This window comes from Pseudomonas sp., assembly GCF_050739935.1.
GTDB lineage: Bacteria > Pseudomonadota > Gammaproteobacteria > Pseudomonadales > Pseudomonadaceae > Aquipseudomonas.
Genome location: NZ_JBOICF010000060.1, coordinates 1 through 26,226 on the forward strand (window position 1 = coordinate 1; position 26,226 = coordinate 26,226).

Annotated in this window: 23 protein-coding genes; 16 read left to right on the plus strand and 7 right to left on the minus strand. The window is 58.9% G+C overall.

Annotation, left to right across the window (positions count from 1 at the left end; genetic code table 11):
* The 3 genes from ACRER8_RS10695 to ACRER8_RS10705 all read right to left on the minus strand — a co-directional run.
* A partial coding sequence (locus ACRER8_RS10695; RefSeq protein WP_431746303.1) for a hypothetical protein occupies positions 1 to 238 on the minus strand: 238 nt, incomplete at its 3' end.
* A gap of 141 nt (positions 239 to 379) precedes the next feature.
* Positions 380 to 643, minus strand: a complete 264-nt coding sequence (locus tag ACRER8_RS10700) for a PAAR domain-containing protein (protein ID WP_431746304.1) — start codon at positions 641 to 643, stop codon at positions 380 to 382.
* Positions 644 to 1,331: 688 nt separating this feature from the next.
* Positions 1,332 to 3,740, minus strand: a complete 2,409-nt coding sequence (locus tag ACRER8_RS10705) for a membrane-bound PQQ-dependent dehydrogenase, glucose/quinate/shikimate family (protein WP_431746305.1) — start codon at positions 3,738 to 3,740, stop codon at positions 1,332 to 1,334.
* 494 nt (positions 3,741 to 4,234) lie between these two features.
* Between ACRER8_RS10705 and ACRER8_RS10710 the strand changes: the two genes are divergently transcribed.
* Positions 4,235 to 5,293 carry a M42 family peptidase gene (locus tag ACRER8_RS10710; RefSeq protein WP_431746306.1) on the plus strand — a complete coding sequence of 353 codons (1,059 nt, stop codon included), beginning with the start codon at positions 4,235 to 4,237 and terminating at the stop codon, positions 5,291 to 5,293.
* Between the two features lie 122 nt (positions 5,294 to 5,415).
* Here ACRER8_RS10710 and ACRER8_RS10715 read toward each other — a convergent pair whose 3' ends face one another.
* The 3 genes from ACRER8_RS10715 to ACRER8_RS10725 form a co-directional block, all read right to left on the minus strand.
* Positions 5,416 to 7,815, minus strand: a complete 2,400-nt coding sequence (locus ACRER8_RS10715; protein ID WP_431746307.1) for a DUF3772 domain-containing protein — start codon at positions 7,813 to 7,815, stop codon at positions 5,416 to 5,418.
* A 212-nt stretch (positions 7,816 to 8,027) separates the two neighbouring features.
* A complete protein-coding gene (locus ACRER8_RS10720; protein ID WP_431746308.1) occupies positions 8,028 to 9,377 on the minus strand; it encodes a gluconate:H+ symporter in 1,350 nt (449 codons plus the stop codon).
* A gap of 77 nt (positions 9,378 to 9,454) precedes the next feature.
* Positions 9,455 to 10,825 (minus strand): hypothetical protein, encoded by a 1,371-nt coding sequence (locus tag ACRER8_RS10725; RefSeq protein WP_431746309.1) that lies wholly within the window; start codon positions 10,823 to 10,825, stop codon positions 9,455 to 9,457.
* A gap of 438 nt (positions 10,826 to 11,263) precedes the next feature.
* Here ACRER8_RS10725 and ACRER8_RS10730 point away from each other — a divergent pair, with 438 nt between their 5' ends.
* The 7 genes from ACRER8_RS10730 (at position 11,264) to ACRER8_RS10760 (ending at position 17,050) form a co-directional block, all read left to right on the plus strand.
* Positions 11,264 to 12,229, plus strand: a complete 966-nt coding sequence (locus ACRER8_RS10730; protein WP_431746310.1) for an amino acid ABC transporter permease — start codon at positions 11,264 to 11,266, stop codon at positions 12,227 to 12,229.
* Between the two features lie 14 nt (positions 12,230 to 12,243).
* Entirely contained in the window at positions 12,244 to 13,014 is a 771-nt protein-coding gene (locus ACRER8_RS10735; RefSeq protein WP_431746311.1) for an amino acid ABC transporter ATP-binding protein, read from the plus strand.
* A gap of 77 nt (positions 13,015 to 13,091) precedes the next feature.
* Entirely contained in the window at positions 13,092 to 13,931 is an 840-nt protein-coding gene (locus ACRER8_RS10740) for a transporter substrate-binding domain-containing protein (protein ID WP_431746312.1), read from the plus strand.
* Between the two features lie 76 nt (positions 13,932 to 14,007).
* Entirely contained in the window at positions 14,008 to 15,324 is a 1,317-nt protein-coding gene (locus ACRER8_RS10745; RefSeq protein WP_431746313.1) for an NAD(P)/FAD-dependent oxidoreductase, read from the plus strand.
* Between the two features lie 33 nt (positions 15,325 to 15,357).
* On the plus strand, positions 15,358 to 15,828 hold the full coding sequence (locus ACRER8_RS10750) for an Lrp/AsnC family transcriptional regulator (RefSeq protein WP_431746314.1): 471 nt from the start codon (positions 15,358 to 15,360) through the stop codon (positions 15,826 to 15,828).
* A gap of 435 nt (positions 15,829 to 16,263) precedes the next feature.
* Complete coding sequence (locus ACRER8_RS10755) at positions 16,264 to 16,503, plus strand: hypothetical protein (RefSeq protein ID WP_431746315.1); 240 nt, start codon at positions 16,264 to 16,266, stop codon at positions 16,501 to 16,503.
* Positions 16,504 to 16,789: 286 nt separating this feature from the next.
* A complete protein-coding gene (locus ACRER8_RS10760) occupies positions 16,790 to 17,050 on the plus strand; it encodes a hypothetical protein (RefSeq protein WP_431746316.1) in 261 nt (86 codons plus the stop codon).
* A gap of 97 nt (positions 17,051 to 17,147) precedes the next feature.
* Here the strand turns inward: ACRER8_RS10760 and ACRER8_RS10765 are convergent, their stop codons facing one another.
* Positions 17,148 to 17,372 carry a DUF6555 family protein gene (locus ACRER8_RS10765; RefSeq protein ID WP_431746317.1) on the minus strand — a complete coding sequence of 75 codons (225 nt, stop codon included), beginning with the start codon at positions 17,370 to 17,372 and terminating at the stop codon, positions 17,148 to 17,150.
* A 249-nt stretch (positions 17,373 to 17,621) separates the two neighbouring features.
* Here ACRER8_RS10765 and ligD point away from each other — a divergent pair, with 249 nt between their 5' ends.
* The 8 genes from ligD to ACRER8_RS10805 all read left to right on the plus strand — a co-directional run bounded on the left by ligD (position 17,622) and on the right by ACRER8_RS10805 (position 26,190).
* On the plus strand, positions 17,622 to 21,053 hold the full coding sequence (gene ligD, locus ACRER8_RS10770; RefSeq protein WP_431746318.1) for a DNA ligase D: 3,432 nt from the start codon (positions 17,622 to 17,624) through the stop codon (positions 21,051 to 21,053).
* Between the two features lie 20 nt (positions 21,054 to 21,073).
* Positions 21,074 to 21,298, plus strand: coding sequence for a DUF2188 domain-containing protein (locus ACRER8_RS10775; protein ID WP_431746319.1), 225 nt, complete (start codon positions 21,074 to 21,076; stop codon positions 21,296 to 21,298).
* 52 nt (positions 21,299 to 21,350) lie between these two features.
* The gene (locus ACRER8_RS10780; RefSeq protein WP_431746320.1) at positions 21,351 to 21,554 is read left to right on the plus strand and encodes a hypothetical protein; all 204 of its coding nucleotides are present in this window, start codon (positions 21,351 to 21,353) and stop codon (positions 21,552 to 21,554) included.
* 67 nt (positions 21,555 to 21,621) lie between these two features.
* Entirely contained in the window at positions 21,622 to 22,119 is a 498-nt protein-coding gene (locus ACRER8_RS10785) for a CinA family protein (RefSeq protein ID WP_431746321.1), read from the plus strand.
* Positions 22,120 to 22,231: 112 nt separating this feature from the next.
* A complete protein-coding gene (locus ACRER8_RS10790; RefSeq protein ID WP_431746322.1) occupies positions 22,232 to 23,119 on the plus strand; it encodes an alpha/beta fold hydrolase in 888 nt (295 codons plus the stop codon).
* Between the two features lie 231 nt (positions 23,120 to 23,350).
* On the plus strand, positions 23,351 to 23,788 hold the full coding sequence (locus ACRER8_RS10795) for a DUF2231 domain-containing protein (protein WP_431746323.1): 438 nt from the start codon (positions 23,351 to 23,353) through the stop codon (positions 23,786 to 23,788).
* A complete protein-coding gene (locus ACRER8_RS10800) occupies positions 23,785 to 25,077 on the plus strand; it encodes a PQQ-dependent sugar dehydrogenase (RefSeq protein WP_431746324.1) in 1,293 nt (430 codons plus the stop codon). The genes ACRER8_RS10795 and ACRER8_RS10800 overlap by 4 nt, the downstream gene beginning before the upstream one ends.
* A gap of 213 nt (positions 25,078 to 25,290) precedes the next feature.
* Complete coding sequence (locus tag ACRER8_RS10805; RefSeq protein ID WP_431746325.1) at positions 25,291 to 26,190, plus strand: SDR family oxidoreductase; 900 nt, start codon at positions 25,291 to 25,293, stop codon at positions 26,188 to 26,190.
* The last annotated feature ends 36 nt before the right edge of the window (positions 26,191 to 26,226 follow it).

Sequence of the window (26,226 nt, forward strand, 5' to 3'; positions counted from 1 at the left end):
AGCCGGGAAACACGAACGACGACTTGGGCGCGGCGTGCAGACTGAAACGGGCGTCCTGGCCGAGGATCTGCTCCAACGCGATGTCGTGCTCGCTGGAAGTGAATTCGACGGTGTAGGTGAATGGCTCGCTCAGCCTTTCTTCCCCCTTAAAGGCCAACACATCAAGCGCTGCATCGAGGTCGCGCACCCAGAGCGTGTGGCGGCTGTGATCGAAGAAGGTGCGCAGTTCATTCGGCATAGGTGACCTTCCCGAACTGGAAATAGGGAGTGTTCGAGCGCGTCAATGAGAAAGTGGACTCTGCAGCGATTGTCCACCATCTTTGGAAACACCTGCGCGCAACTCCTTGCGCACGCAAGCTCGAATGATGAACTGGCACGATCAGCTCGCACTCGCTTCAGGCATCGATGTGATCAGCGCGCAGCCGCACTCACAGCGATGGCCATCAAACGCCACTGGCACACCGTTATCATCGAAATGCGGATGCCCTTCGGCAATCGCGTTCAACCCATGGAGTGGCAGCGGACACATCACGGGGTCGCCCACCCGAGCGACGCCGATGCCGCCGAAGACCATGTCCTGAGAGCCAGCCTGAACTTTGCCACCGCCCGTGGTGGTGTCGCCGATACGGATGATGTTTCTCATGGTAGATATCTCCAAAAAAACAATAAATTAACAATATTTTGGTTGAGTGCGGCCTACCTGCCGTTCTCTTTTCAAAGTGGGAAATACCCTACATGCGTGAGTGCTCAGAGATTTCTTTTCATCCTGTACTTTCACCTCTATCCTTTAATTGAATGGACATCCAACTTAATGACTCACCTTCAACACAGCCAGTTTAAATCACCGAATTCATCCAACCCTGATTGAAATAAAACAGACAACGCCATAACGACGGGCTTCATGACTTCTTATCGCCTACAAACATCCAAAACGCTTCGCAATAACCAAAGCGCATGACAGTTTCTTAATTAATCCGAAACCAAATAGCGTACACCTCAGGCCAGTTTCCGCACTTGCCAATAACCCCTGACCAGGCAGGTTTTACCACTGCCGCAGTCAGGTGCAGATAAATGGGCCTGATTGAATAAGGGTGAGCCTGGCAATGGCATGCCGGTGGCGGGTCGAGTTTCTTTTCGTCGGCCAGATGCTGGATCAGTTCTTGCGACGGTTTTTCGGAGGGATGTTGGCTTCGCGTTCTTCCAACCATTGCAGCTTGCCCATTACCCTGTTTGCAGCAACGATCCGCTGATAGGGAGTTTTCCTGGTTCTGCGGGCGTACTCATGTGCATGGCCAAAGGCTGCGGCGCTATCGCCGCAGCGCAACGGCTTATCACCGGCTATTCCCGGCTGGTAACGCGAACGCTTCGACATAGTCCCCGGACTTCGTCTGCAGACCGCCATGGCCGCCCGCTGCAATCACCACATACTGGCGCCCATCCTTGCCTAGATAAGTCATCGGGGTCGCCTGCCCGCCTGCGGGTAAACGCGCTCGCCAGATTTCGCTGCCGTCCTGGGCATTGAACGCGCGCAGATAGTTATCCGCCGTCGCGCCCATGAATATCAGCCCTGAACGGGTGGTGATGTTGCCGCCGATGTTGAAGATCCCGGTCGGGAACGGCAGGTTGACATGCATCCCCGCCGGTCCCATATCGCGAGTGGTCCCCACGTCGTATTTCCAGACCAATGAGCGGGTGCGCAAATCGACTGCCGCCAGTTGGCCCCATGGCGGCGCCTTGCAGGGTGCGCCGAGTATGCCCAGCCACGGGTCGACTTTGACCACGTAGGGCGTGCCGTACTGCGGATTGATCGCAAACTCTTTTGGCCGAGGCGGTTGTCCCGTGCCATCCCAGGGCTGTACCAAACCTTTGGCCTCGGCGTCGGCTCGCTTGAAGGTCTGCGCGACAAACGGGATATAGCTCAGATTGGCGTAGAGGCGCTGCCTTTCCGGGTCGACCGACGCCCCGTGCCAGTCGATGACGCCATCGAAGGCCGGGTAGACAAGGGTTTTCTTGCTGACGGAAAACGGTGTGAACGCGCCCTTGTAATCGAGCTGGCGAAACTCTATTCGGCATAGCATCTGGTCGACCGGGGTGACGCCCCATGTGTCTTTTTCTTCGATCGGCGGCGGCGCGAACGATGGCATGCCGACCGAATAAGGTTGCGTGGCCGAAGGAGGATCTTCCGCCAGGCCACCTTGCGGCGCAGGCTTCTCATCGACCTGGGCAATCGGCTCGCCGGTTTCCCGGTTCAGCAAGAACAGCTCACCACGCTTGGTGGTCTGCACCAGAGCGGGGATCGGCGCGCCGTTGCTGTCTTGCAAATCCACCAGTGTCGGGCCGATTGGCACGTCCATGTCCCACAGATCATGGTGCAGCGTCTGAAAGGTCCAGCGAGGTTCGCCGGTCTCGATGCTCAGGGCCACGACCGAGCTTGAGTATTTTTCATCGAACGGGCGACGCTGAGCGCCGTAATAATCCGGCACCGCGTTGCCGGTCGGCAGATAGACCAGTCCCCGCTCGACGTCGGCGGTGTATACCCCCCACGCATTGGGTGTTCCTGAGGTGAAGGTCTCGTCAGGTCCGGGATGCGCCACCGGGTCACCTGGGCGCCCGACGTCCCAGGCCCAGACGATTTTTCCGGTCACGGGATCGAATGCGCGCACGGCGCCGGAGGGCTCATTGGTTTTCTGTCCGTCGTAGATCCAGCCGCCCAGAATCACCCTGTTACCGGCCACCAGCGGTGGCGAGGTCACGAAATGAAAGCCCTTGGGTACATTGCCCAGGTACTGGCGCAGCGAGACAAAACCCTGCTCGCCAAAATCCGCGCAAGGCTTGCCGGTGGCTGCATCGAGGGCTACCAGGCGCGCGTCGGCGACCGGAGCGATGATGCGCTGCGCACACTCCCCTCCGGGCGTTTGCTGATTGCCTGGCGATTGATAGAACGCCACGCCGCGACAGGCCAGATAGGCGTTATTGGAAGTCTCGGGTTTGGGATCGAAGCGCCAGCGCTCCTTGCCGGACACCGCGTCAAGCGCACTCACTTGGCTGTGAGGGGTGCAGATATACAGGGTGTCGCCGATCTTGATCGGCGTCACCTCAAAGTTGAATTCGTAGCCCTTCTCGTTTTCGCCCGAACGCGCCACATCGCCTGTGCGGTACTCCCAGGCAGGCTGCAATTGGCCGACGTTCTGCCGATCGATCTGGGTCAGCGGCGACCAACGCTCGCCACGGGCTGTTCGGCCGTAATAATTCCAGTCGTTGTCGCTCACCGAGCGATCGTTGGAAGCGCTTACCACGGTCGCCTCGGCTTGCGCATGGGGATAGGCATGGGCAAAGAACAGACCGGCCACCAAGGCGATTCCCAGCAGCGGCAATACCACGTTGCCAGCCGACGAAACCTGTGCGCCCGAACCCAGCCTGCGCCGCACTCTGGGCATCAGCAGATACAGCCCCAGCAATGTCGGCAGCATGAGACGCGGCTCCAGCGCCCAGACATCCAGCCCGCTTTCGCTGACCGCCCAGATCGCGGTGCCCAGCCAGATCACGCCATACAGCCATAACGACCAGCGCTGGCCTCTGATAAGCCCGATCCCGACAAGCACCAGGCCAGCGCCAGCGATGGCGTAGTACATCGTGCCATGCAGGGTCGCCAGCCAGATTCCGCCCGCTAAAAAGATGAGTCCGGCCACAGCTACCAGCGCGCCAGAAACCACCGGGGTGGCTCGATTGAATACCTTCATGACTCCCCCAACGCCCAAGGGCGCTCGCCAGCCGTGAGTAACATCTGCTTGAAACGTAATCCTGTGGACTCTCCCAAGCGCGCAACAGTTCGCTAGCTGATCAGGATAGGTTTTCCACTGGGGACTGGAGCGGCTATCGGCCCTATACCGAAGTGGACTATCAGCCCGGCGTAGCGCCGGATTGTTGAACTCGGGCCCTGACGCTCAACTCAAGCGGCAGCGTCCTGATCCTGCCGGCGTTCGGGTCTTATCAGAAATCTTCCCCACCTCCAGCACCAAGTGCTTATACGGTTGATGCACCGGATATGCCCCACGCGCGAAATCGCACGGCGACGCTCACCCGAAAACAGCGAATTTTTGCAGGGAGTGCAACTCTACAACTTGAAATAGGCCGCCCCGTCCTGGCGCTGCTGCCGCGCTTCTCTATCAAGGTACGCACGCATCGATGCGCGCGGGCGGGCGGATCCACCTGACGTTTGAGCTGAGGAAGGCTGATGTCCGAGACAAATCTGTTGGAGCGGCTGCTGTACGCCAGAGGAGCTGGTGGCGAGGAAGCCGAGGTTCGAGACATCTGCCAGCAAGAATTGCAAAAGCACTGCGATGAGACCTGGGTGGATGATGCCGGCAACCTGATCGGCCTGATCCGTCATCAGGTTGCGGGCGAGCCTTCCGTATCGTCGAAAGGGACGTTGCTCATGGCGCATCTGGACGAAATCGCCATGACGGTGAAGCGCATCAATGAGGACGGCTCGTTACAGGTCGTGGCGCTGGGCGGTGCCAATCCGGTCAACTTTGGCATGTGCCCGGTGGATATCCTGGGCGATGAACTGGAATGTCCTGGGGTACTTTCCTTCGGCAGCATGCACGCGACGAGGCAGTCGAAACAAGGCGCTGATGTGCAGACCGGGAACGTGCATTGGGACGATGTGCATGTGGTGACCCGGCGTAGCAATGATCAGCTCAGGGCCGCAGGCGTACGGCCCGGTACACGCGTCGTGCTGAGTCAACACTGGCGCATACCGTTCCCGTTGGTCGATGCGGTGGCCGCGCACTTCCTGGATGATCGCGCGCCCATCGTTGCGGTCCTCAATGCCGCTTGCGCGCTGGCCAATCGACGGGCGGAGCTCACCAGCGATGTGTACCTGGCGTTCACCACGATGGAGGAGGAAACCAACGCGGGAGCCCTGTTCGCGGCCCTGCATCTGCCCTGCAAAACCGCCATCGCCGTTGAGGTCGGTCCCATCGCCGAAGAATACGGAACCGCCCTTTCGGCCAACCCGATAATCGTCGCTGGCGACGAAAAGGGTCACTACAGCCGTGACGTCAGCGACGATTTGATCGCGGCCGCACAGACTTCCGGCTACGAGCCTCAAGTGGCACTGCTGGTAGACTTCGCGTCCGATGCCAGCGCCATCCTGAGCGCCGGAGCGCTGGGCAAGGCCGGCTGTATCGCAATCCCGACCGAAAATACGCACGGCTTTGAAATCGTGCTGAACAAAGGCATCGATGCCTGCGCAGAAACCCTCGTCCAGTACCTCACGGCGCGCAGATGATCACCTGCGAGACGTCTCAGCGTTATTTTGCCTGCCGGGCGAAAGGTCTACAGACCGGCTTCGCCTTGCGCATCCCGAGGAACAGGATGAACCTCATGTAGGGGCGGGTTCAGTCTGCCTCGTCATTCCTCGGGTTGCACTTTTGCCACGTTGTCGTTGATCAACACCATGCTTTGCGGCGACGACAAGGCGATGCCCAGCTCGCGAAGGCGCCCGAGGACGGTGAACAGCAGATCGCTACGTGCCCCACCCACCGAACGTGGACTGTTGACATAGCCGCTGACGCTGATGATCACCCCGGTGGTGGTCAGGTCCTTGAACGACACCGAGGGCGCGGGTGTGTCGAGTATGGCGTCATGCTCAGTGAAGGCTTGCAGCAGCAGATCGCGTATTTTCAGCACGTCGGTATCCAGCGGCAGGGTCAGGGTAATTCCGACCACCCCCAGCGCATTGCCCATGGTCACGTTGCGCACATTCTGGGTAATGAATTGGGAGTTGGGCACGATCACCGTGGAGCGGTCGGACATCTGGATTTCCGTGGCACGCACATTGATGCGGCGGATATCACCTTCCACGCCCGCCAAGCTAACCCAGTCGCCCACCTTGACCGGTCGTTCGGTCAGCAGAATCAGGCCTGAGATGAAGTTCTGGACGATGGCTTGCAGGCCAAAACCAATCCCCACCGACAGCGCGCTGACGACCCAGGTCAGATTGGTGAGGCTGACATGCAGCGTCGACATCACCATGATTGCGAGCAGCACGACGCCGATGTAGCCGACCAGGGTCACCAGCGATGCACGCATGCCGGCATCCATGGTGGTTTCCGGCAGCAAGCGCTCGCCGAGCCAATCCTTGAGCACTCGAATGCCCAGCATCCCGATGATGAGCACCGCGATGGCCAGAAGAATGTCGCTGGGTGCGATATCCAGACCACCCAGCGGTTTGTTGCCGAAATCAAGCTGGGTGAAGCCCTCAAGCAATTCGCCCGGACTGGAACCCGACGGCATGAAGGCCAGCAGGATCGCGCTGAACAACAGCAAGGTCCGGCCAATCCCCGCCAGCACGGTGCTGGCCTGCGCCTGGTGACGCGGGGACAGCCCTAGCGCGGCCCCCAGCGCTTCTCCGCCCGGTTGCTTGGGCGATAGCAGGGTCTCGCAGATGTCGCCAAAGCAGGCAATCAACAGATAAGCGGTGGCGGACACCACGCTCATCCAGAGCAGCTTCACCGTCAGGAAGTATGCCAGCGTGAGGTATCCGCTCAACAGCGCAAGCAGACTCAACCCTACCCAGACCGCAACCACGAAGGGAATGAGGCCGGCGAAACTGGGCAGACGCTCCAGGCCATGCCGCCGGCGGGTTCGGCGGTAACGCAACAGGGCAAAGAAGAACACCAGTGAAACGGCCAGTGCTGTCAGACCGTTAACGGCAACCGTCAGCGCCAGGCTGCTGGCGATGACGCTGTTGATCCGCTCCTGAGTCCCGATGATTACCAGCGCCAGCCCCAACAACACCGGAAAATGGCCGATGGCCTCGGCGATCTGGTCAGGGATCTGCGGTAAACGCCAGGAGGGGTGAGAACGCATCAATAGCGCACGACCGAGGCCGACAATGAAGGCGCAGAAAATAATCAGCGTCTGCATCTGGTTGAGCAGGTTCAGCACGTCGGCGCTCAGCACTGCATTGGTATCAATCCCCCAGCGCAGCAAGGAGGTGGCGGCGCCTATGGTAAGAACGGTCGACAGCCCCACGGTCAGCGCCAGCGCGCTGCGACGAAGGCGGCCCTCGGGCAGCCAGCGGACCATCAGCCAGATCAACAAGTGTTCCATCAGGCGTCGGCCAACCACCCAGATCAACAGCGCACCCACCAGAACGCAGAAGAAGAAAAGACGCTTGCCCGGTGCCAGGGCAGTGTTCGAGGCGCTCTTTATATCGTCGAACAGGCCATGCAGACGGCCCAGATCGTCGTCGGTCGGACGGATCATCGTTGACCAGAACACCGAGCTGAGCGGGCTGGCCGAGCGAGTGGTGATCTGGGAGTCGAACAGACTGCGACGCAGGCTGAAGATCTGGGTAGCCAGGTCGCGAGCCGATTGACTCAGCGTGTTGGTCTGACGCTCCTCATCGACCAGGGCATTCTTCTGCTTCGTCAGCGCCTTGCGTTGACTGCTGATGCTCTGCGCTTCGTCAGGCTGTACTGGCCCGAGAATGTTGAGTTGGTCATTCAGATGTTCGATGTTGGCGGTTTGCTGGGCGATCAGGGTGTCGGCCTGTTTCTGTACCTGCAGCGCTGCCTGGCGCAAGTCCGAGAGCAAGTCATCATTGGCGCTCACGGAGACTTTCTGGCGAATTTGATCGAGTTGATCGTTGAGCTGATCCAGCGTCGGCCCCTCCGCCGGGGCCTGTAAGGTGCTGGAGTCGCTGGCTGGAGCAGGGTCCGACTGAGCGAGGGCCGGCAAGGTGACACACATGGATATCAGGACCAGCAGTCCAGCAAAAAAGCGGTTCAGCATGGCGTGCTGCATTCTCATTACCTGTCTTGGGGCGGCGGCATGGCGGCAATGGCCAGCCCTGGTGTTTCCAGACTCGAAACGCCAGTTTAGTGATATTTGGCCCCGGGAAGTAGACGTGACGTTAATGAGATAGGACGAAGCCGAGGGCGCGCCGAACGATCGCCCTCTATTGCCGATCCGCAGGAGCGAGTAGCCAGGACTCGCTCCTTGCTTCAGGCGGTGTCTCAGCGAATGACTGCCTCGATCAGCAGAACACCGATCAGACCCAATGCCGATTGCAGACACAACATCAGCGTCCAGGTGCGGAAGGTCTGCGCCACGGTGAGCTGGAAGTACTCCTTGAACAGCCAGAATCCCGAGTCGTTCACATGCGAAAGCATCACCGCACCCGATGCCGTGGCCAGCACCAGAAGTTCGGGGGACAGTTCCGGGTGAGCAAGCGCCAGTGGCGCCACGATGCCGGTTGCGGCCACGGTGGCCACGGTTGCCGAGCCAAGACAGATACGCAGCAGTGCGGCAATGCCCCAGGCGAGGATCAGTGGATTGACGGCCCAGCCTGCGGCGTGATGGGTGATCAACACGTCCAGATGGGTAGCGGTCAGCATCTCCTTGAAGCCACCACCGGCACCGAGAATCATGACAATCGCGCCCAGCGGCGCCAACCCTTGGCCGGCCATCTTCTGCACCTGCCCCAGACTGAAACCGGAACGCAGCCCCAATGCGAAGAATGCGAAGATCACCGCGACCAGCAACGAGAGGATCGGGTTATTCAGGGCACTGAAGAAGTCGAACAGCGCACTTCCCTTGGGGTTGTAAGCGATCCCCAGCGTTCCGATCAACATCAGACCCGGAGGCAGCAGCACAGCGATGATCGCGTAAGCCAGCGAGGCTTGTGGCTGGCCTTCGACCACCTCGCGCGCGCCCACCGGACCTGCCGTCAGATCAGGCGCCGGGCCGAACCATGGGCTGATGATTTTGGTGAACACCGGGCCGCAGATAACCGCTACCGGGATAGCGATCAGCAACCCATAGAAAATGGTGAGACCGGTGTTGGCGTGGAATGCGGAAACGGCCAGGGTCGGCGCCGGATGTGGCGGCAACAGCCCATGAGATACATACAGCCCCGCAGCCAGTGGCAGACCAATAAAGAGCAGGTGGCTGTTGGTACGCTTGGCAACGGTATAAACCAGCGGCGCCAACATGATGAAGCTGACATCGAACAGATGCGGCATGCCAATGAGCAGCGCCGCGGCGCAGATGGCCCAAGGCGCGTACTGCACCGGACGTTTGCCGATGAACGCATTGGCGATCCGGTCCGCCCCGCCCGAGCCCAACAGAATTCCGCCAAGCAACGTGCCCAATCCGATAACGGGGCCGGTCTTGGCCAGCGCGGAACCGAAGCCCTTGGCAAAGCTTTCTACGGTATCGGTAGAAGTGAGGCCGCTGAGCAGCCCCAGACCAATTGCAGTCAATGTCAACGCTAGAAACGGATTGAGTTTGAGCCTGGTGATCAGAATGATCAGCACAACGATAGCGCCCGCCGCCATCGAGAAAATAAACAGTTCACTATTCATGTTTTTATTGAGCCTGTTTCACGCTTGTTAGGTGAGGAACCGAGTCTTCAAGGCCGCCTGCCGAGCAGGCGGTTTTTTCAGACTTCCTTGCGACCGTCACACCATGCCCGGTGCAGGTCTGCGTCATATCCACTCAGATCGGAAATGCGCAGTAGCGAGCCGGCTTTGATGTCCCTTACAGCCGTGGCATGGGCTGCCAGATAAAGTGGGGCAACGTCGTCGGTCGCATCCTTGGCTGCCAGCAGAACCGCTTGCACCCCCGTCACGTCATGATGATGCCCGCCCATTTTCAGCACTGTACCGGCCGCGATATCCACCGTTGCACGACCCGATAGCACCGTACACTGGGTCGGTTTGTCCGTGCCTGACGCTCGTTTGTGCAGTACGGCATTGAGGAGCGAGATCGGCGTTTCGACGCCCATGAAGTGGTACGGCAAATACATGCACGCATATCGGCCGTTACGGCTGACCACGTGGCCCTTCTGCGCAAGCAATTGCCAGGTTTCCTGATCATGGGTACGAACGATGACGAATACGCCTCCGGCAAAACTGGCCTCATCGGGAAGTCGCAGGACATTGAAAACCTCGATCACCCCTTCCTGACTCAGCACGCCACCATCCTCGCGCAGGGCATAGATATCAGCCAGTTCGCTGGTGCGGGCGATCGGGTAATGCAGCAGTTCAACGTCAGGGATCATCCCGGTATTGGTCGCCACTACGGACATCTCGCAGTAGTCAGCGGTGGCCGAAGTCTTCAGGCCGTTCAGTGCCGCCCTTCGAGCAGCGAGGGTCGCCGGAATGTCATCGCCCAGCTGCAACAAATCGCCCATGGTGGGGGCTGAAATCGTTTGATCGAGCTGAGTGACGGTGCCTTTTTTTGGATCAAATACCAGGTCATATTCGCTGGATTTGCCAGCGGCAACGATTTCCAGCCCCAGCACCCGTGCCCAACTGATCCAGCCGATGAGATTTGCCGGTTGGTCGCCATCAGCGGTGGTGTAAACCACGTCGTGCTTGGCTGCCAGCCGAGACAAGGTAATCCCGGAAACAGCATCGACTTCCTTGCTGACCATGGCGACATGGCGCCCTGCTTCGATTGCACGGCGAGCGGTGCGGTAGCCAATAGCCGGATTGCCGGTGGCCTCGACGAGAATGTCGTAGGACGATGCGCCGAGCAGCTCTACGTCCGCTACCAGCACAATGGCGTCAGCGGGCGCAGCGGCCACTGCTTGAGCGTCAGCACATTCGATCAAGCGATCTGCGGCGAAGCCCAGCTCAAGGCACAGCGCGCGCAGGCCAGGGACGTCCAGATCACACAATGCCGCGGCATTCAGGCGAGGCATGCGCAACGTCTGAGCCAGCAATGTACGAGCAAACCCACCCTTGGCACCGGTCAGTGCATAACGGACGGGCTGGGACTGATCTGCAAACAGTAATTCGAAATTCATGGTTCGTCCTCGGCGAATGCGTGATTCGGTAACGACCACCGGATGAACAATCATTGTTTTTTGGATTTGTTGTTACCGAGGGTCAAGACAATAGTTCTAAATTAACATTAAGGTCAAATTTTTCACACATATTCACACCACCAAAGACCCCTCGCCGAGAAAAAACAGGCGAACCTTATAGGTGCGTCGTTATCATTTCTTAACATCAAACAGAACCGCTGCACAGCCCGGGCACTGGATTGCTGCACCTCAGCGGCACCGGTGAAACGCGCACACCCGCCGCATCGGCCGGAGTTTCTGGCAGATGTAGGGATCGCATCCGCCAATCTGCCAGTAAAAATCGATAATGCCGCCGCTTCGCAGGCTGCCGCCCGGCATTTCGCCCACTCATAATGGACTTACAACAATAAAGGGGACTCACCCTGAGGCACGTAAGCCATGTACAAAGACCATATCGTCAAGGCCAGGATGACTGACAGCGCCGTGTTCATGGGAGCGGTCGCGGTTGTCATTTTTACCATCACGCTCATCTGCGGCGTGGGCGAAAGTCGCCTTTCCAACCTGATGGGGCCGATCGTCCTTGACTTGAAAGCGCCTCTGGCGCGTGACATCGCGGTCGGGGGTACATTTACCATCACAGTGGTGTTGAACCTGTTCCTGCTTGGTCGTTTCCCCCTGCGGGCGCAGATCATTACAGTCTGGTGCGAATTGCTCGTGCTGTTCCTCTTGTTCTTCGACACCTTCAACCTCTCCTACAGCTTCATCGCGACCAAAATCGGTTTCATGATTACCCAGGGGGTTTTCACCACCGTCTACGTGTCCGCGATTTCCATTGCCATTGCATTCGTCCTGGCATTGCTGGGTGCAACAGCCCGCCTGTCTTCCAACGGCTTCGCGATTGCCATCGCCAGCTTCTACACCTCGTTTTTCCGCGGCGTTCCGCTTCTCATCCAGATCTATCTTATTTACCTGGGCATTCCCCAACTCGGCTACGTTGTCGGAGCCGTCCCGGCAGGGATTCTCGCGCTTTCGCTGTGTTATGGCGCTTACATGACAGAGATATTCCGTGCAGGGATCAGCAGCATCTCGCGGGGCCAGTGGGAAGCCTCGCGGGCCATTGGCCTGACTCCATTTCAAACGATGACCCGGGTCATTCTTCCTCAGTCCATGCGCCTGATTATTCCGCCGACAGGCAACCAGTTCATCTCGATGCTCAAGGACAGCTCGCTGGTGTCTGTGATCGGGGTCTGGGAGTTGATGTTCCTGGCGCGTACACAAGGACGTGCCGAGTTCCGTCACCTCGAAATGCTCATCACCGCAGCCGTGCTTTATTGGCTACTGTCCATCGTCCTGGAAACCGTCCAGGCACGTATGGAAAAGCACTTCAATCGCGCCCATCGCTGATCAGGAGCATTACGATGAATCAGCCCTCAGGTTCAGCAGCCCCCGCCTCGTATCCGGCCATATCGATTCAAGACATGCATAAATGGTATGGCGATTTTCACGTGCTCAAGGGCATCGACCTGCACATTGCCGCGGGCGAAATAGTCGTGGTGTGCGGCCCGTCTGGCTCTGGCAAATCCACATTGATCCGCTGCATGAATCTGCTGGAAGACTTTCAGAAAGGCCACGTATTCATCGATGGGACCGAGTTGACCCGTGAGGCCGCCTGCGTGGCCGGCATACGGCGTCAGGTCGGCATGGTCTTTCAACAGTTCAACCTGTTTCCGCACATGACGGTCGTGGAAAACCTGATGCTGGGGCCGCGCCTGGTGAGCAAGCTCAGCGAGGCAAAGGCCCGCGAACTGGCTTACGAATACCTTGATCGGGTGCGGATCAGGAACCAGGCAGACAAATACCCCGGCCAGCTCTCCGGTGGCCAGCAGCAACGCGTTGCCATTGCTCGCGCCCTTTGCATGCGACCCCGCATCATGCTGTTCGACGAACCCACCTCGGCACTCGATCCAGAGATGGTCAAGGAAGTGCTCGATGTGATGGGCGAGTTGGCTCACGACGGCATCACGATGGTGTGCGTCACCCACGAGATGGGCTTCGCCCGACGAGTTGCCGACCGAATCATCTTCATGGATGAGGGCTGCATCATTGAGCAAGCCAAACCCAAGCAGTTTTTCGACAGCCCCCAACACGAACGTGCCCGGGAGTTTCTGTCGCAGATTCTCAGCCACTGAGAAGCATCGTCGTACCTTCCAAAGTCAGTGACAAAAACAACAAAAAACCCACACTCAAGATACCTGGAGGCTTACCCATGATCTCGCTCCCGCGCTTCTTCACCACAGCCGCTGTCGCCACCGCCGTCACGATCGCCACAGGAGCCGCCTGGGCCGGCGCAACCCTGGACCGCATCCATGAAACGAAAGTGATGAAAGTGGCAACCGCCGCCAACTGGCCACCGCAATCGTTCCTGAGCCCGGACAACAAGCTGCAAGGTTTTGATATCGATGTCGCCAGCGAAATCGGCCAGCGCCTGGGCAGTAAGGTCGAGTTCGTGACGCCCGAATACGGGATCATCACGGCAGGACGCTGGTCGAGCCGCTGGGACTTGTCGGTCGGTTCCATGACCCCTACTACCGAGCGCGCCCGGGTTCTCGACTTCCCGGCCATTTATTACTACACGCCGTATGTATTTGCCGTGCACAAGGACGCGGCCGGGACTAAACCGACGGATCTGAACGGCAAGAAGATCGGCGTCGAAGCCGGCACCACCTCGGAGGACTATATCAATGGACGACTCAAGATCGACGCCGCAGATGTGCCGCCATTCACTTACGACGTCAAACCTGGTGAGGTACAGACATACGGCGACAGCATGGGTCCTTTGGACGACCTGCGTATGGGTAACGGAGTCAGACTGGACGCCACCTTGTCCGCACTTCCAACCATCGTAGCCGCGGTGAAAAATGGCTATCCGATCGTCAGGGTGGAAGGCAAACCTGCCTACTACGAACCCTTGGCCATTGCCGTGGATAAAGGCGACGAAGCGTTCGATAGCGCGCTGAGCAAAATCATCGCCGACATGAAAACGGACGGCACGCTGAAGCGACTTTCCGAAAAATGGTACGGCGCCGACCTCACCCAATTGCAATAAATCTCTTGTAGTGCAGGCGCCCGTCCTGGACGCGGCGCGCTGCATCTGTGCGCCGCAAAAAAGGACAACGGACTTCATGTACACCTATAACAACAACTACTACACGGCCACGAAGCTCGACACCACTCAGCGGACGGCGCTGACAGGCAATGTCCAGGCCGATGTGTGCATCGTCGGCGCAGGGCTGGCGGGGCTGAGCACCGCCTGGGAGCTGGTATCGCGGGGAAAGTCCGTCGTACTGCTCGACGCTGGTCGCGTTGCCTGGGGAGCGTCCGGCCGTAATGGCGGATTCGTCCTTCAAGGGTGGTCCGAAGGGTTGTCATCCATCGAGCGGCGTTGCGGGAAACCGAGAGCCGCCGCGCTGTTCAGACTGTCGCTCGAAGGCGTCGACATCGTGCGAGACATGATTGCCCGTCATCAGCTGCCAGGCTGCGCGCCGACGCCTGGAAAGCTGAGCGTGGTTCGTTACGACGATGCCGATAACCTCAAACGCATACGCGACAGAATGGCGACGGATTTCGACTTTCATCTCGACTATCTGGATCGCCAGGGCGTGCGCGACAAGCTGAAGACTGACATGTACTTCCAGGGCCTGCGCGATAACTATGGATTCCACTTCCACCCCCTGAACTATTGCCTTGGCCTGGCCCGGCTTATCGAGGGCAGCGGCGGAACCATCCATGAACAATCGCCCATGGTGCGGGTCGAGAGCCGAAACGGGCGACACCGAGTCTTGACCGACCAGGGCGCTGTCGACTGCGCCAACGTGGTGTATTGCTGTGGCGGCTATGGCGGTCCTGAATTCGGGCATTTACGCCGGGCATTTCTGCCGATCGCGACCTACGCAGTGCTGACCGAACATTTGGGCGAACGCTTGAAAGACGCGGTGTGCACCACTGAGGCCGTAGGCGACAATCGCCGGGCCTCGGATTATTACCGAATCGTCGATGGCGACCGACTGCTCTGGGGCGGTCGTATCACCACCAAAAACCTGCAAGATGAAAAGCGCCTGGGGCAGTTGCTGACTGAAGACATTCTTGACGTGTATCCGCAATTGCGCGGTATCAGGATCGAGAAAGCCTGGTCCGGGCTGATGGGCTATGCGCGCCACAAAATGCCTCACATCGGCCCGCTCGGGAAGGGATTGTGGGCTTGTACATCGTTTGGTGGCCATGGTATGAACACCGCGCCGATCGGCGGACGGGTCATCGCAGAAGCCATCTGCGGCGAAACGGATCGCTACCGCCTGTTCGATGCCTACGGCCTGGAATGGAACGGCGGTCCTCTCGGCCCGGCCGCCGCACAAACGGTTTACGCGGGCCTCAAGATAATGGACTTTTTCCAGGAAACGCGTTCGCAACGCAAGGCCGCCAATAAAAAAGGCTGCGCATAAAAACTGAATACGAGCGAGGTCAAGGAAGTGCCCATGGATGCGCAGAATCCCGGTCCGTTGTTTAACCTGACTGACAAGGACAGGCAGTTGCTCAGCCTTCTGCAAGCTAACGCACGCGAGCCTACTGCTTCATTGGCCCGCAAACTCGGGGTCTCGCGCTCTTCCGTGCAGGAGCGGATCAGCCGCCTGGAAAAGGCTGGCGTCATCACCGGATACAGCGTGCGAATCGACCAGGACAGGCTGCAACAGACCATCAATTGTTTCACCATGACGTCCTGCACGAACAAGAGTTACATCGATGTCATGACCTCTCTTCGCAAGATGGATGCGGTGCAGGCGGTGTATGCGGTGTCGGGCGAGTCCGACTTCATCATTCATCTCGCCACCTCGACCTTGAGCGAACTCAATGCTGAGCTCACGAAAATCAACATGATCAAAGGCGTGGCGCATACCTCTTCGCACATTGTGATGGAAACCAAATTCAGCCGAAAATTGGCGGGCTGAAGTCCTGCCTACGTTATCCAACGGATGCAAACACTTGGCGTAGAACGCTTGATGAAACTCAGGCGGGCGCCGGGTCCGAATGAGTCCGTGGCCTCATCATCATATTCAGCAATCGCCTTATCAAACGGCTGATACCATCGTGTACTGTTCGTTATTCATCAGGGGCCCTTATTAGCCAGGCCTCACCAACTTGTCTACATCCCCAATCTGAAAGTTCCGGGCGGTGCGCCCGGGTTTCGCGCGCCTGCTCTTGACTATTTAACGTCTCCTGCATTTAACACTGCCTTATCGACCGTGCGGCAAATAGCGCCCTCGACATATATCTCAATACAGGCTCCAGAGCAGAAACCTGAATTTCTACGCAATGGCCAGGTCAGTTTTATATCAAACAGAGATGTACCGACGCAGGACCCAAGGCGAATTCGGATGGTCGACATGAATGAAGCAGCAAAGCACCGAATAGGCTGGATTTTCGAGCAACTGCGGATCCTCCGTGAAAGCATCAGCGACCTTGAGCGAATGGAGCGCCGGGAGGTAAGTTCGCTGCGGGGTCATCAGACTGTCGACTCTAAAGAAACGCTACATCTGTCTTTTCAGCAGTTGCAGGATTTGATCGTTTGCATGGAAGAAACCCTTGCAGCGTTGGCCGAGGCCTCTGGCAACGGTCGGCGATGAACACAGAAACGCATGTATGCGCCATTGCGGCCCGTCTGGCCGATTTCCGTTCCGGTGCTTCATCTGCTTATGCGTCACGGTCGTTCCGACCTGATTGATCGCCGGCGCATTTTCCACCTCAGGCGCTTACCTCGAAGGAGCCCAGGTCAGGTCGCCTCGCCAGTCGGCTCAACGCGAGATTTATAAAGGACGAGCAAGGAGACAGATGCTGCTTTTCCCTCTATGTTGTGCGCGGCGCTCTACCCCCTCACCACAGTTCACATCTCGCGTTACCACGGAAACTGATATGAATTCACCGATTTTCAGCTTGCAGGAAGACCTTGAGGCTTTGGCCGAACTGCTGAGCAACCCGGACGCTGCGAGGCAAGTGGGCACCTATCTGCAGCGCATACAGACCGCACCGTCCAGGGATCAGCTCGGCAAATGGCTGGAACAGGTCACGGGCTATGTGCAGGCACTGCACGATGTAAATATGTTGAACGAAGAACAATCCATCCTGCTTCGAGAGTTGGTGACTCGGGCCTTGATGCGCAACGCATTGAAATAGCCTGCGACGCGCCTTCAACGTCCGCGGCAAGCAGCCGTATGGGGAAGGATTGGGCGCCTGCTTTACCCTTTGTTCCCGACACCCAACTCCGCAGGATTCATGCCTGATGCCATTCAACATCCGAGATGCCGTGCTTTTCTGCCTGAGGCCTGCTGAGCTTGGGAGTAGGGTCACTCCGGTACTTGGGCAGTTGACCAATGCCTGCGTCCACGGTTGCCCAATGCCAGGCTTCAGCATTGTCCATCTTTGATGCCCGGATGTAGAACGTCTTGTACGCGCCGTTGAGCAAGTAATCGATCCGGTAATGCTGTTCCTGTGCCATTTCGTTTCTCCTTGGCGTTGTGGATACCCAAGCCAAAGATCCTTCGCGCGCAAAAAAATTCCTTATTTAAAACAGTTCATTAGGGCGTCCACTCAGGTGAGTGGAAACCCTTGACGTCAGGCATTCAGGATTCGCCATGTCTATCGGGCCCCACCGCGAATACACCTGCGGTGTCGCGTCATTTCCCGAACTCCTCTGAATCTGCGCCCTCAGATAAGAAGGATTCGGGCACATCGAGGGAATACGGGTATGCAGACGCTCAAGATAGCGACGTTCAACGTCAACAGTATCGGTGCGCGTCTCGCGAATCTATTGCAGTGGCTGGAGCGCGAGCAACCGGACATCGTTTGTCTGCAGGAACTCAAAGCGCAGGACAAAGATTTCCCGGCGAAGGAACTTGAGGCTGCAGGCTACGGCTCGCTGCATCTGGGCCAAGCCTCGTGGAACGGCGTGGCAATCCTGGCACGCGATTCCAAGCCGCTGCTGATCCATAAAGGTCTGCCGGGCGAAGAGAACGATACCCAGGCCCGATATCTGGAGGCTGCGGCCCACGGTGTCATCGTTGCGTGTCTCTACCTGCCGAATGGAAACCCTCAGCCCGGGCCGAAGTTCGATTACAAACTCAGGTGGTTCGAGCATTTGATTGAACACGCCAAAACGTTGCAGGCCAGCGACCACCCTGTCGTTCTCGCTGGCGACTTCAACGTCGTGCCCACCGACGAGGACATCTACAACCCCCGCTCCTGGCTCAAGGATGCGCTGCTTCAACCTGAAAGCCGCGAGTGCTACGCACGATTGCTGGCTCAGGGCTGGCTCGACTCACTCCGGCATCTGTATCCCGAGGAACGCATTTACACGTTCTGGGATTATTTCCGTCAGCACTGGCAAAAGAATTCCGGGCTGCGTATCGATCATCTGCTGTTGAACCCTGCGCTGGCCCCGCATCTTCAGGACGCCGGTGTAGACGCCTGGGTGCGCGGTGAACCGCATGCCAGTGATCACGCCCCTACGTGGATCCGGATCGGCGATTCGCAGAAAAAACGTAAAAGAAAAACCAAGGCGGCTGATCAGGCGCCGGCTCCAGCTGCCGCAGATCCACACCCGAATCTCAACGAGTACAACCGCAAGCGTGATTTCGAAGCCACCCCGGAGCCATCCGGTGCGTCCAAAAAGCTGTCCGCGCAAGATGCGGCGCTTCAGTTTTGCATCCAGAAGCATGACGCCACACGCCTGCATTACGACTTCCGCCTGGAGCTGGATGGCACGCTGAAAAGCTGGGCCGTACCCAAGGGGCCTTCGCTCGACCCCAAGGCAAAACGCCTGGCCGTGCATGTCGAAGACCATCCGCTCGATTACGCCACCTTTGAGGGCAACATCCCCGAAGGTCACTATGGCGCCGGCGATGTCATCGTCTGGGATCGGGGGATCTGGAAGCCGTTGTCCGATCCGGCCGAAGCCTATGCCAAGGGCCGGCTCAAATTCGAGCTGCAAGGGGAAAAGCTCGGCGGTGTCTGGAATCTGGTCAAAACTCACATTCCCGGCAAACAGGAACAGTGGTTTCTGATCAAGCATCAGGATGAATTCGCCCGACCGGAATCCGAATACGACGTCGTCAAGGATCAGCCAGACAGCGTGCTGAGCGAACGGACCATCGTGCCGAAAAAGCGCGGGGGCAAAGCGGCCGCGCCCAAGCCGGTGGAAAAAATCCCGGCCCCGCAAAGAAAACCGGCCAAGGCTCAGCTGACCGGCGCACAGGCGGCAGAGCTGCCTGAAAGCATCAAGCCCGAGTTGGCAACCCTGGTCGAGTCGGCGCCCGAAGGTGACTGGCGTTACGAGATCAAGTTCGACGGCTATCGAGTCATGGCCCGCGTCGACGACGGTAAAGTGCAGCTGTTCACCCGCAACGGCCACGACTGGACGCACAAGCTCCCGCGCCAGGCCGAAGCCATCGCCAGCCTTGGGCTGGAATCAGGCTGGCTGGACGGCGAGATGGTGGTCGCCAATGAGGACGGCGTTCCCGACTTCCAGGCACTGCAAAACGCTTTTGAATCCGAGCGCAGCGGCAACATCGTTTATTACCTGTTCGACTTGCCCTATCTCAACGGCATGGATTTGCGCCAGGTGCCGGTTGAACAGCGCCGCGCGGCCCTGTCCACGGTTCTGGAGCGTAGCGAAGACGAGATCCTCAGGTTTTCGGAGGATTTTGGCGAGACGCCTGACGCGCTGTTGAACAGCGCCTGCCAGATGAAAATGGAAGGGCTGATCGGCAAGCGGGTCGGCAGCGCCTACGTCTCACGCCGCAGTGATGACTGGATCAAGCTCAAGTGCAAACGCCGGCAAGAGTTTGTCGTGGTCGGCTACAGCGATCCCAAGGGGGCCCGCAGCAAGTTCGGCGCATTGCTGTTGGGCCTGCACGACGCTGACAGCGGCGAATTGAGATACTCGGGCAAGGTCGGAACGGGCTTTAACCAGACGACGTTGAACACGATCTACGATCAGCTCCTGCCGCTGGAAATCAAAAAAGCGGCAGTGGTGAATCCGCCGACAGGTTTCGAGGCCAAGGGCGTGCACTGGCTCAAACCGGAACTGCTGGCTGAAGTGGCCTTTGCCGAGATCACCAAGGAGGGGGCGGTCAGGCACGCGGTTTTCCAGGGCCTGCGTACGGACAAGCCCGCAAAGGCGATCACCGAAGAGCGCCCTGCTCCACTGCCCGCCGTCGAGAAACCCGGCACCCGGAAAAGCGCCCAACCGGCAACCTCGAAGCCCAAGTCCAGGAATGAAAAAACCGAGGTAACCGCAACGACCGGGAAAATCCGCCTGACCCATCCGGAGCGAGTCATCGATCCCACCAGTTCGTCCACCAAACGTGATCTGGCCGACTACTACATCGGCATCTCCGATTGGCTATTGCCTCAGTTGGCGAATCGGCCAGTGGCGTTGGTCAGGGCTCCCGAAGGCATCACCGGAGAATTGTTCTTTCAGAAAAACGCTGACCGTCTCGCGATCCCTGGCATTGAGACCATGGGCAAGGAATACACCGGACACCCGGTCATGCTCATTAACAACATCGAGGCATTGATTGGCGCTGTGCAGATGAGCGCAATGGAGCTGCACACCTGGAACGCAGTCTCGAAAGATCTGGAGCGCCCGGATCGCTTCATTCTCGACCTTGATCCCGACCCGGCGCTGCCCTGGAAAAGCATGGTCGAAGCGACTCAGCTGACACTGGCGGTGCTGGAAGAACTGGGCCTGAAAACCTTCCTCAAGACCAGCGGCGGCAAAGGCATACATCTGGTGGTGCCCCTGACGCCAAAGGCCGACTGGGATGCGGTGAAGGATTTCAGTCACGCCATCGTCAAACACATCGCCAAGCTGCTACCGGATCGCTTCACCGCGGTTTCCGGCCCCAAGAATCGCGTGGGGCGCATCTTCATCGACTACCTGCGTAACGGCCTCGGCGCCACCACTATCTGCGCTTACTCGGTGCGCACGCGGGAAGGTTTGCCGGTATCGGTGCCCATCTTTCGCGAGGAGCTGCTGGAGATCAAAGGCGCGAATGTCTGGAACATCCACAACATCCATGAACGCCTCGGGGAGCTGGACAGTGACCCTTGGGCTGACCTGCAAAAGACGCGACAAACCATCACCGCCGAAATGCGTCGGCGTGTGGGCCTCAAGTAAGCGAACCAAGGAGAAACACAATGGACAACTATCACATCACCAAGACTGACAACGGCTGGGCACTGACCAAACAGGGTGCTGAGCGTGCCTCGAAAACCGCCGCTACCAAAGCGGAAATCATGGCGTTGGCCAGTGAGTTTCTGGATGGCAAAACCGCCTCGCTGAAGGTTCACAAAGAGGATGGGAAAATCCAGGAGGAGCGCACCTATCCTCGCAGTGCCGATCCGGCCAAGTCCAAAGGCTGATAACGCGGCGCTGATGGCGCCGCACCACGCTCTCGAATCCGAAGGACGCCCGATGCAACTATTTGAAGCACACCACGTCATGGAAGCGCTTAGCACGAACGACGCGAACAATAAGCTGCAGGAAGGCTGGAAATTATTGAGTGTTGTGGTGACGAGTCACCCCAACGGGCAGCTACATCCGTGCTACATATTGGGCAAATCAAAAGCGGATCACCAAAAACAGATGGCATTAACTCAAGATGCGTCCCCGGGATGATCCGCTGGCGGTATAGAAGAATCATTCACCTCATCGCTGCCACCTGAGAGGGTGTTGGAGCACGTTCATGAACCCTGGTGAAACGGTCACTTATCTAAAGCAACACAAACTGTTGTTGGCGACAGCCGAATCCTGTACGGCCGGCCGCATCGTCGCGCTGCTGGCCGAAATACCCGGCAGTGGAGCATTGGTTGAATGCGGCTACGTGGTCTACTCCCCCGAGGCCAAGCAGCGGCTGTTGGGTGTTGACCCGAAAACGATCGAGCACTTCAATCTCACCAGCATCGAGGTTGCTCGGGAAATGGTAATGGGTGCCCTGCGCGACAGCCCGGCCAACGTCGCCATCGCCACCACCGGTCTGTGCGGGACGGAAGATGTCGACGGTATTCCAGCGGGAACCGTCTGCTTCGCCTGGGGATTCGTCAAAGAGAACCGAGTAAGTGTGTTCACGCGAAAACACCGATTTTTTGGTAGCCGGGAAACGCTGCAGCATGAAGCAGCACTTCACGCTCTGGAGCTGCTGCCGCATTTTCATCAGCGAATGTTGGCGGGCGAAACAGCTTGATGTCTGGATTGGGAAAGACGCAGCGTTGAGTCAGACGTTTTGCAGTGACTCACGCACACAAGGGCAAAAGTGGCTACTCGGTCACGGCGCAATCTGAATTCGGGAGCCAAACATGAAACAGATTCTGGCGGGTGTACTTCAGACTTCATATCTCGAAACCGGACCTATCGATGGACCGGTGGTCGTGCTGCTGCACGGGTTTCCCTACGACGTGCACGCCTTTGATGAGGTATCCAGACGCCTGGCTGATGAAGGCTGCCGCTGCATCATTCCTTATCTGCGTGGGTATGGCCCTACCCGGTTCGTCGATCCGGTAACTCCTCGGTCCGGGGAACAGGCGGCGCTCGGGGCTGATCTTCTGGCCCTGCTGGACGCCTTGAACATCCAGCGTGCCATTCTGGCCGGATATGACTGGGGCGGACGCGCCGCCTGCGTGGTGGCGGCTCTTTGGCCGGAGCGTGTGATCGGTCTGGTGAGCGGCGATCCCGGCTACAACATTCAGAACATCGCGGGCGCCAATAACCCTTCCTCTCCCGAAGCCGAACGCCGCCTGTGGTATCAGTACTACCTACATGGTGAACGCGGCTATGCGGGGCTGGCCGCCAATGGCAAGGCGTTCTGCCGCCTGCTCTGGGAGCTGTGGTCGCCCAGCTGGAATTTCAGCGACGCCACTTACGACGCCACGGCGCAGTCGTTTTCCAACCCTGATTTCGTCGACGTCGTGACCCACTCCTACCGCCACCGTTTCGGCCTCGTCGATGGTGATCCTCGCTATGCCACCATAGAGCAGCAGTTGGCGCAAAGCCCACCCATTTCGGTGCCCACGGTGATCTTGAGTGGCGCGGATGACGGCGTCTCGTCCAAACGCGATGACGCCGCGGCCGTACGCGGCTTCACCGGTCCGGTGCGCAGGCAGGTGCTGGCCGGGGTGGGACACAACATATCGCAGGAGGCGCCGACGGAGTTTGCGCAGGCGGTGCTGGATTTGCTGGGGGAGTGAGTCGTGGGTCGCGCGCGCGGCCACGAATAACCGATGACCACTAACGAGACGAAACAGCCTCTCCCTTAAAGCTGTTTCAGAATATTCCGAGCTCGCATTCAGGTTGAACTAACGCCTGCGCGGCACGATCCCCTTTATCGCAGTCAGCGCGATCAGCGCCCGGCGCTGTGTCGTCGGGAAGTTTCGGGTTGCGCCAAACCTATGGGTGCCGATGAACGAAAAGGAGCCACCGTGAACGACACTACTCACGTCCCCCACCGGTCTTACAGGACCACCCCCGGACCGTTGCACGCAATCTTGCTCGCCGGAGCGCTGCCGCTGTTTCTCGGCGGCTTGCTGAGCGACATCGCCTACTTCAATTCCTATCAGATTCAGTGGAGCAACTTCGCATCCTGGCTGATCGCCGGCGGCTTGTTGCTTAGCGGGCTTGCTCTGCTGTTCGCGCTGGTCAATCTCCTGCGGGCAGAACGCAAGGCCGGGCGGCCTGTGCTGTATTTTCTGCTCTTGCTGATTACGTGGGTGCTCGGCCTGATCAATGCCTTCGAGCATTCGAAGGACGCCTGGGCCGTCATGCCATCGGGTCTGGTGCTGTCGAGCATCGTGACCTTGCTCAGCGCTGCCTCGGCGTGGACAGGACTGACCAGCCTACGCTCGGAGGTTGCGCAATGAGACATTTCCATCCACTCGCTGCCCTGACCCTGGCCATGCTGCTGAGCGCGTGCGGTGCCGAAAAAGATACCGCCCAAGCCCGCGGCCCGGACCCGGAAATGCCAACGCCCGATCGCGGTCTGCTGCCGACCATGAAGATCGCCGAACCCGTGGCATGGGGGGACCAGAAGCCCACGGTGCCTGAGGGGTACAGCGTCACGGCAATTGCCACCGACCTGAAGATTCCCCGTCAGAGCCTGGTTCTGCCCAACGGCGATATTCTCGTCGCAGAAGGCCGTGGCGGCAGCGCTGCACAGCTCAAGCCCAAGGATGTGATCGCCAGTTACATCAAGGCGCAGGGCAATACCAGGGTTAAAGGTGGCAATCGGCTGACACTGCTTCGCGATGCCGATGGCGACGGCAAATACGAGCTACAAACGGTATTCGCCGACAACCTCAACGCCCCCTACGGCCTGGCCTATGCCGACGGCAAAATCTACGTGGCCAATCAGGATGCGCTGGTGCGCTTCGATTACGCGGACGGCCAGACCAAGGCCGACAGTCCACCCTCGACCGTCACCGAGTTGCCCTCGGAGATCAACCATCACTGGACCAAATCGTTGGCGATCAGTCCCGATGGACGCTTCCTGTACGTGGGGATCGGTTCGAACAGCAACATCACCGAACGCGGCATGGAAGTCGAGGTCGACCGGGCAAGGGTCTGGCAGATCGACGCCCAGACCGGCGCGCACAAACCCTATGCGACCGGTCTGCGCAATCCAACGGCCTTGAAGATCCAGCCGGGCACTGGGCAGCTGTGGGCGGTGGTCAACGAGCGTGACGAACTGGGACCGGACCTGGTGCCGGATTACCTGACTTCCGTGCGCGAAGGCGCATTTTACGGCTGGCCCTACAGCTACTGGGGCCAGAACGTCGACACCCGCGCCCAGCCGCAGAACCCGGAAAAAGTCGCCTCTGCGACCAAACCGGATTACAGCCTGGGCTCTCACGTCGCCGCGCTGGGCGTCGACTTCTCGCTACCGGCCATGGGCGAGAAGTTCGCCGAGGGGGTTTTCGTCGGCGAGCACGGCAGCTGGAACCGTGACAATCCCGTGGGCTACAAGGTGATCTTCGTTCCCTTCAGCGATGGTCGCGCGGCGGGTGAGCCGATCGACTTCGCCACAGGCTTCCGCGGCACCGACGGGAAAACCCGTGGCCGACCTGTGGGTGTCACGGTGGACCCTCGCGGCGCACTCATCATCGCCGACGATCTGTCGAACACGGTGTGGAGAGTGACCCGCAACAAATGAGCCAACCGCAACGGGGCGCATCGGCCCCGTTGCAACCCTTTCTGGCTCATTGATGCTGTTTCGATTCAGCATTTGATCCGGTTCGTCCTGAACGAATATTTCGCAAACTTCAGAAAGACTGAACGAATCGCTCAACTGCGCTCTCCGAGATAAGGACTCAAGTTGGCTGCAACGCCATCAGATCCTTACTCGGATTCATCAGGAGAATCGAACATGGCGACTGAAAATCAGTACTCGATGCAGAACCCTCTGACGCAATACCCACAGCCTAAATTTCCCAAGCAACCCCAGACCCCACCGGGCACGGTGCACAAACTGCAACCTGCTGCCGACCACGGCGAAACCAGCTACAAAGGCTTCGGTCGACTGGCTGGCCGCAAGGCGCTGATTACCGGCGCGGACTCCGGGATCGGTCGCGCTGCGGCGATTGCCTACGCCCGTGAAGGCGCAGACATCGCGCTCAACTATCTGCCGCAAGAAGAAGCTGACGCGAAGGAAGTCGTTGCGCTGATCGAGGCCGAGGGCCGCAAAGCGGTGTGCATCCCGGGCGATCTCACCAGCGAAGCCTTCTGCAAGGAGCTGGTCAGTAAAGCGGCTGAAGGCCTCGGTGGCCTTGATGTGCTGGTCAACGTAGCGGGCAAGCAGATCGCGCAAAAGGCTATCGCCGATCTGACCACCGAGCAGTTCGATGAGACGTTCAAGACCAACGTCTATGCACTGTTCTGGGTGTGCAAAGCCGCCCTGCCGCTGTTGAGGCCGGGCGCGACGATCATCAACACCGCGTCGATCCAGGCGTATCAACCATCCGAGTCGCTGCTCGATTACGCGCCGACCAAGTCCGCCATCGTGGCCTTCACCAAAGCGCTGGCCAAGCAGGTAATCAGCAAGGGCATTCGTGTCAACGCCGTGGCGCCTGGTCCGTTCTGGACGCCTCTGCAACCCAGCGGCGGTCAGCCTCAAGACAAGATTCCCGAATTCGGTTCGGAAACGCCCATGGGCCGTCCGGGACAGCCTGCCGAATGCGCGCCTATTTACGTACTGCTGGCGAACCAGGAGTCCAGCTACATCACGGGCGAAGTCTTTGGCGTGACTGGTGGTAACCCGCTGCCGTGAGTGGCCCCCAACGATGAGCCTCCGGGCACCCACGCT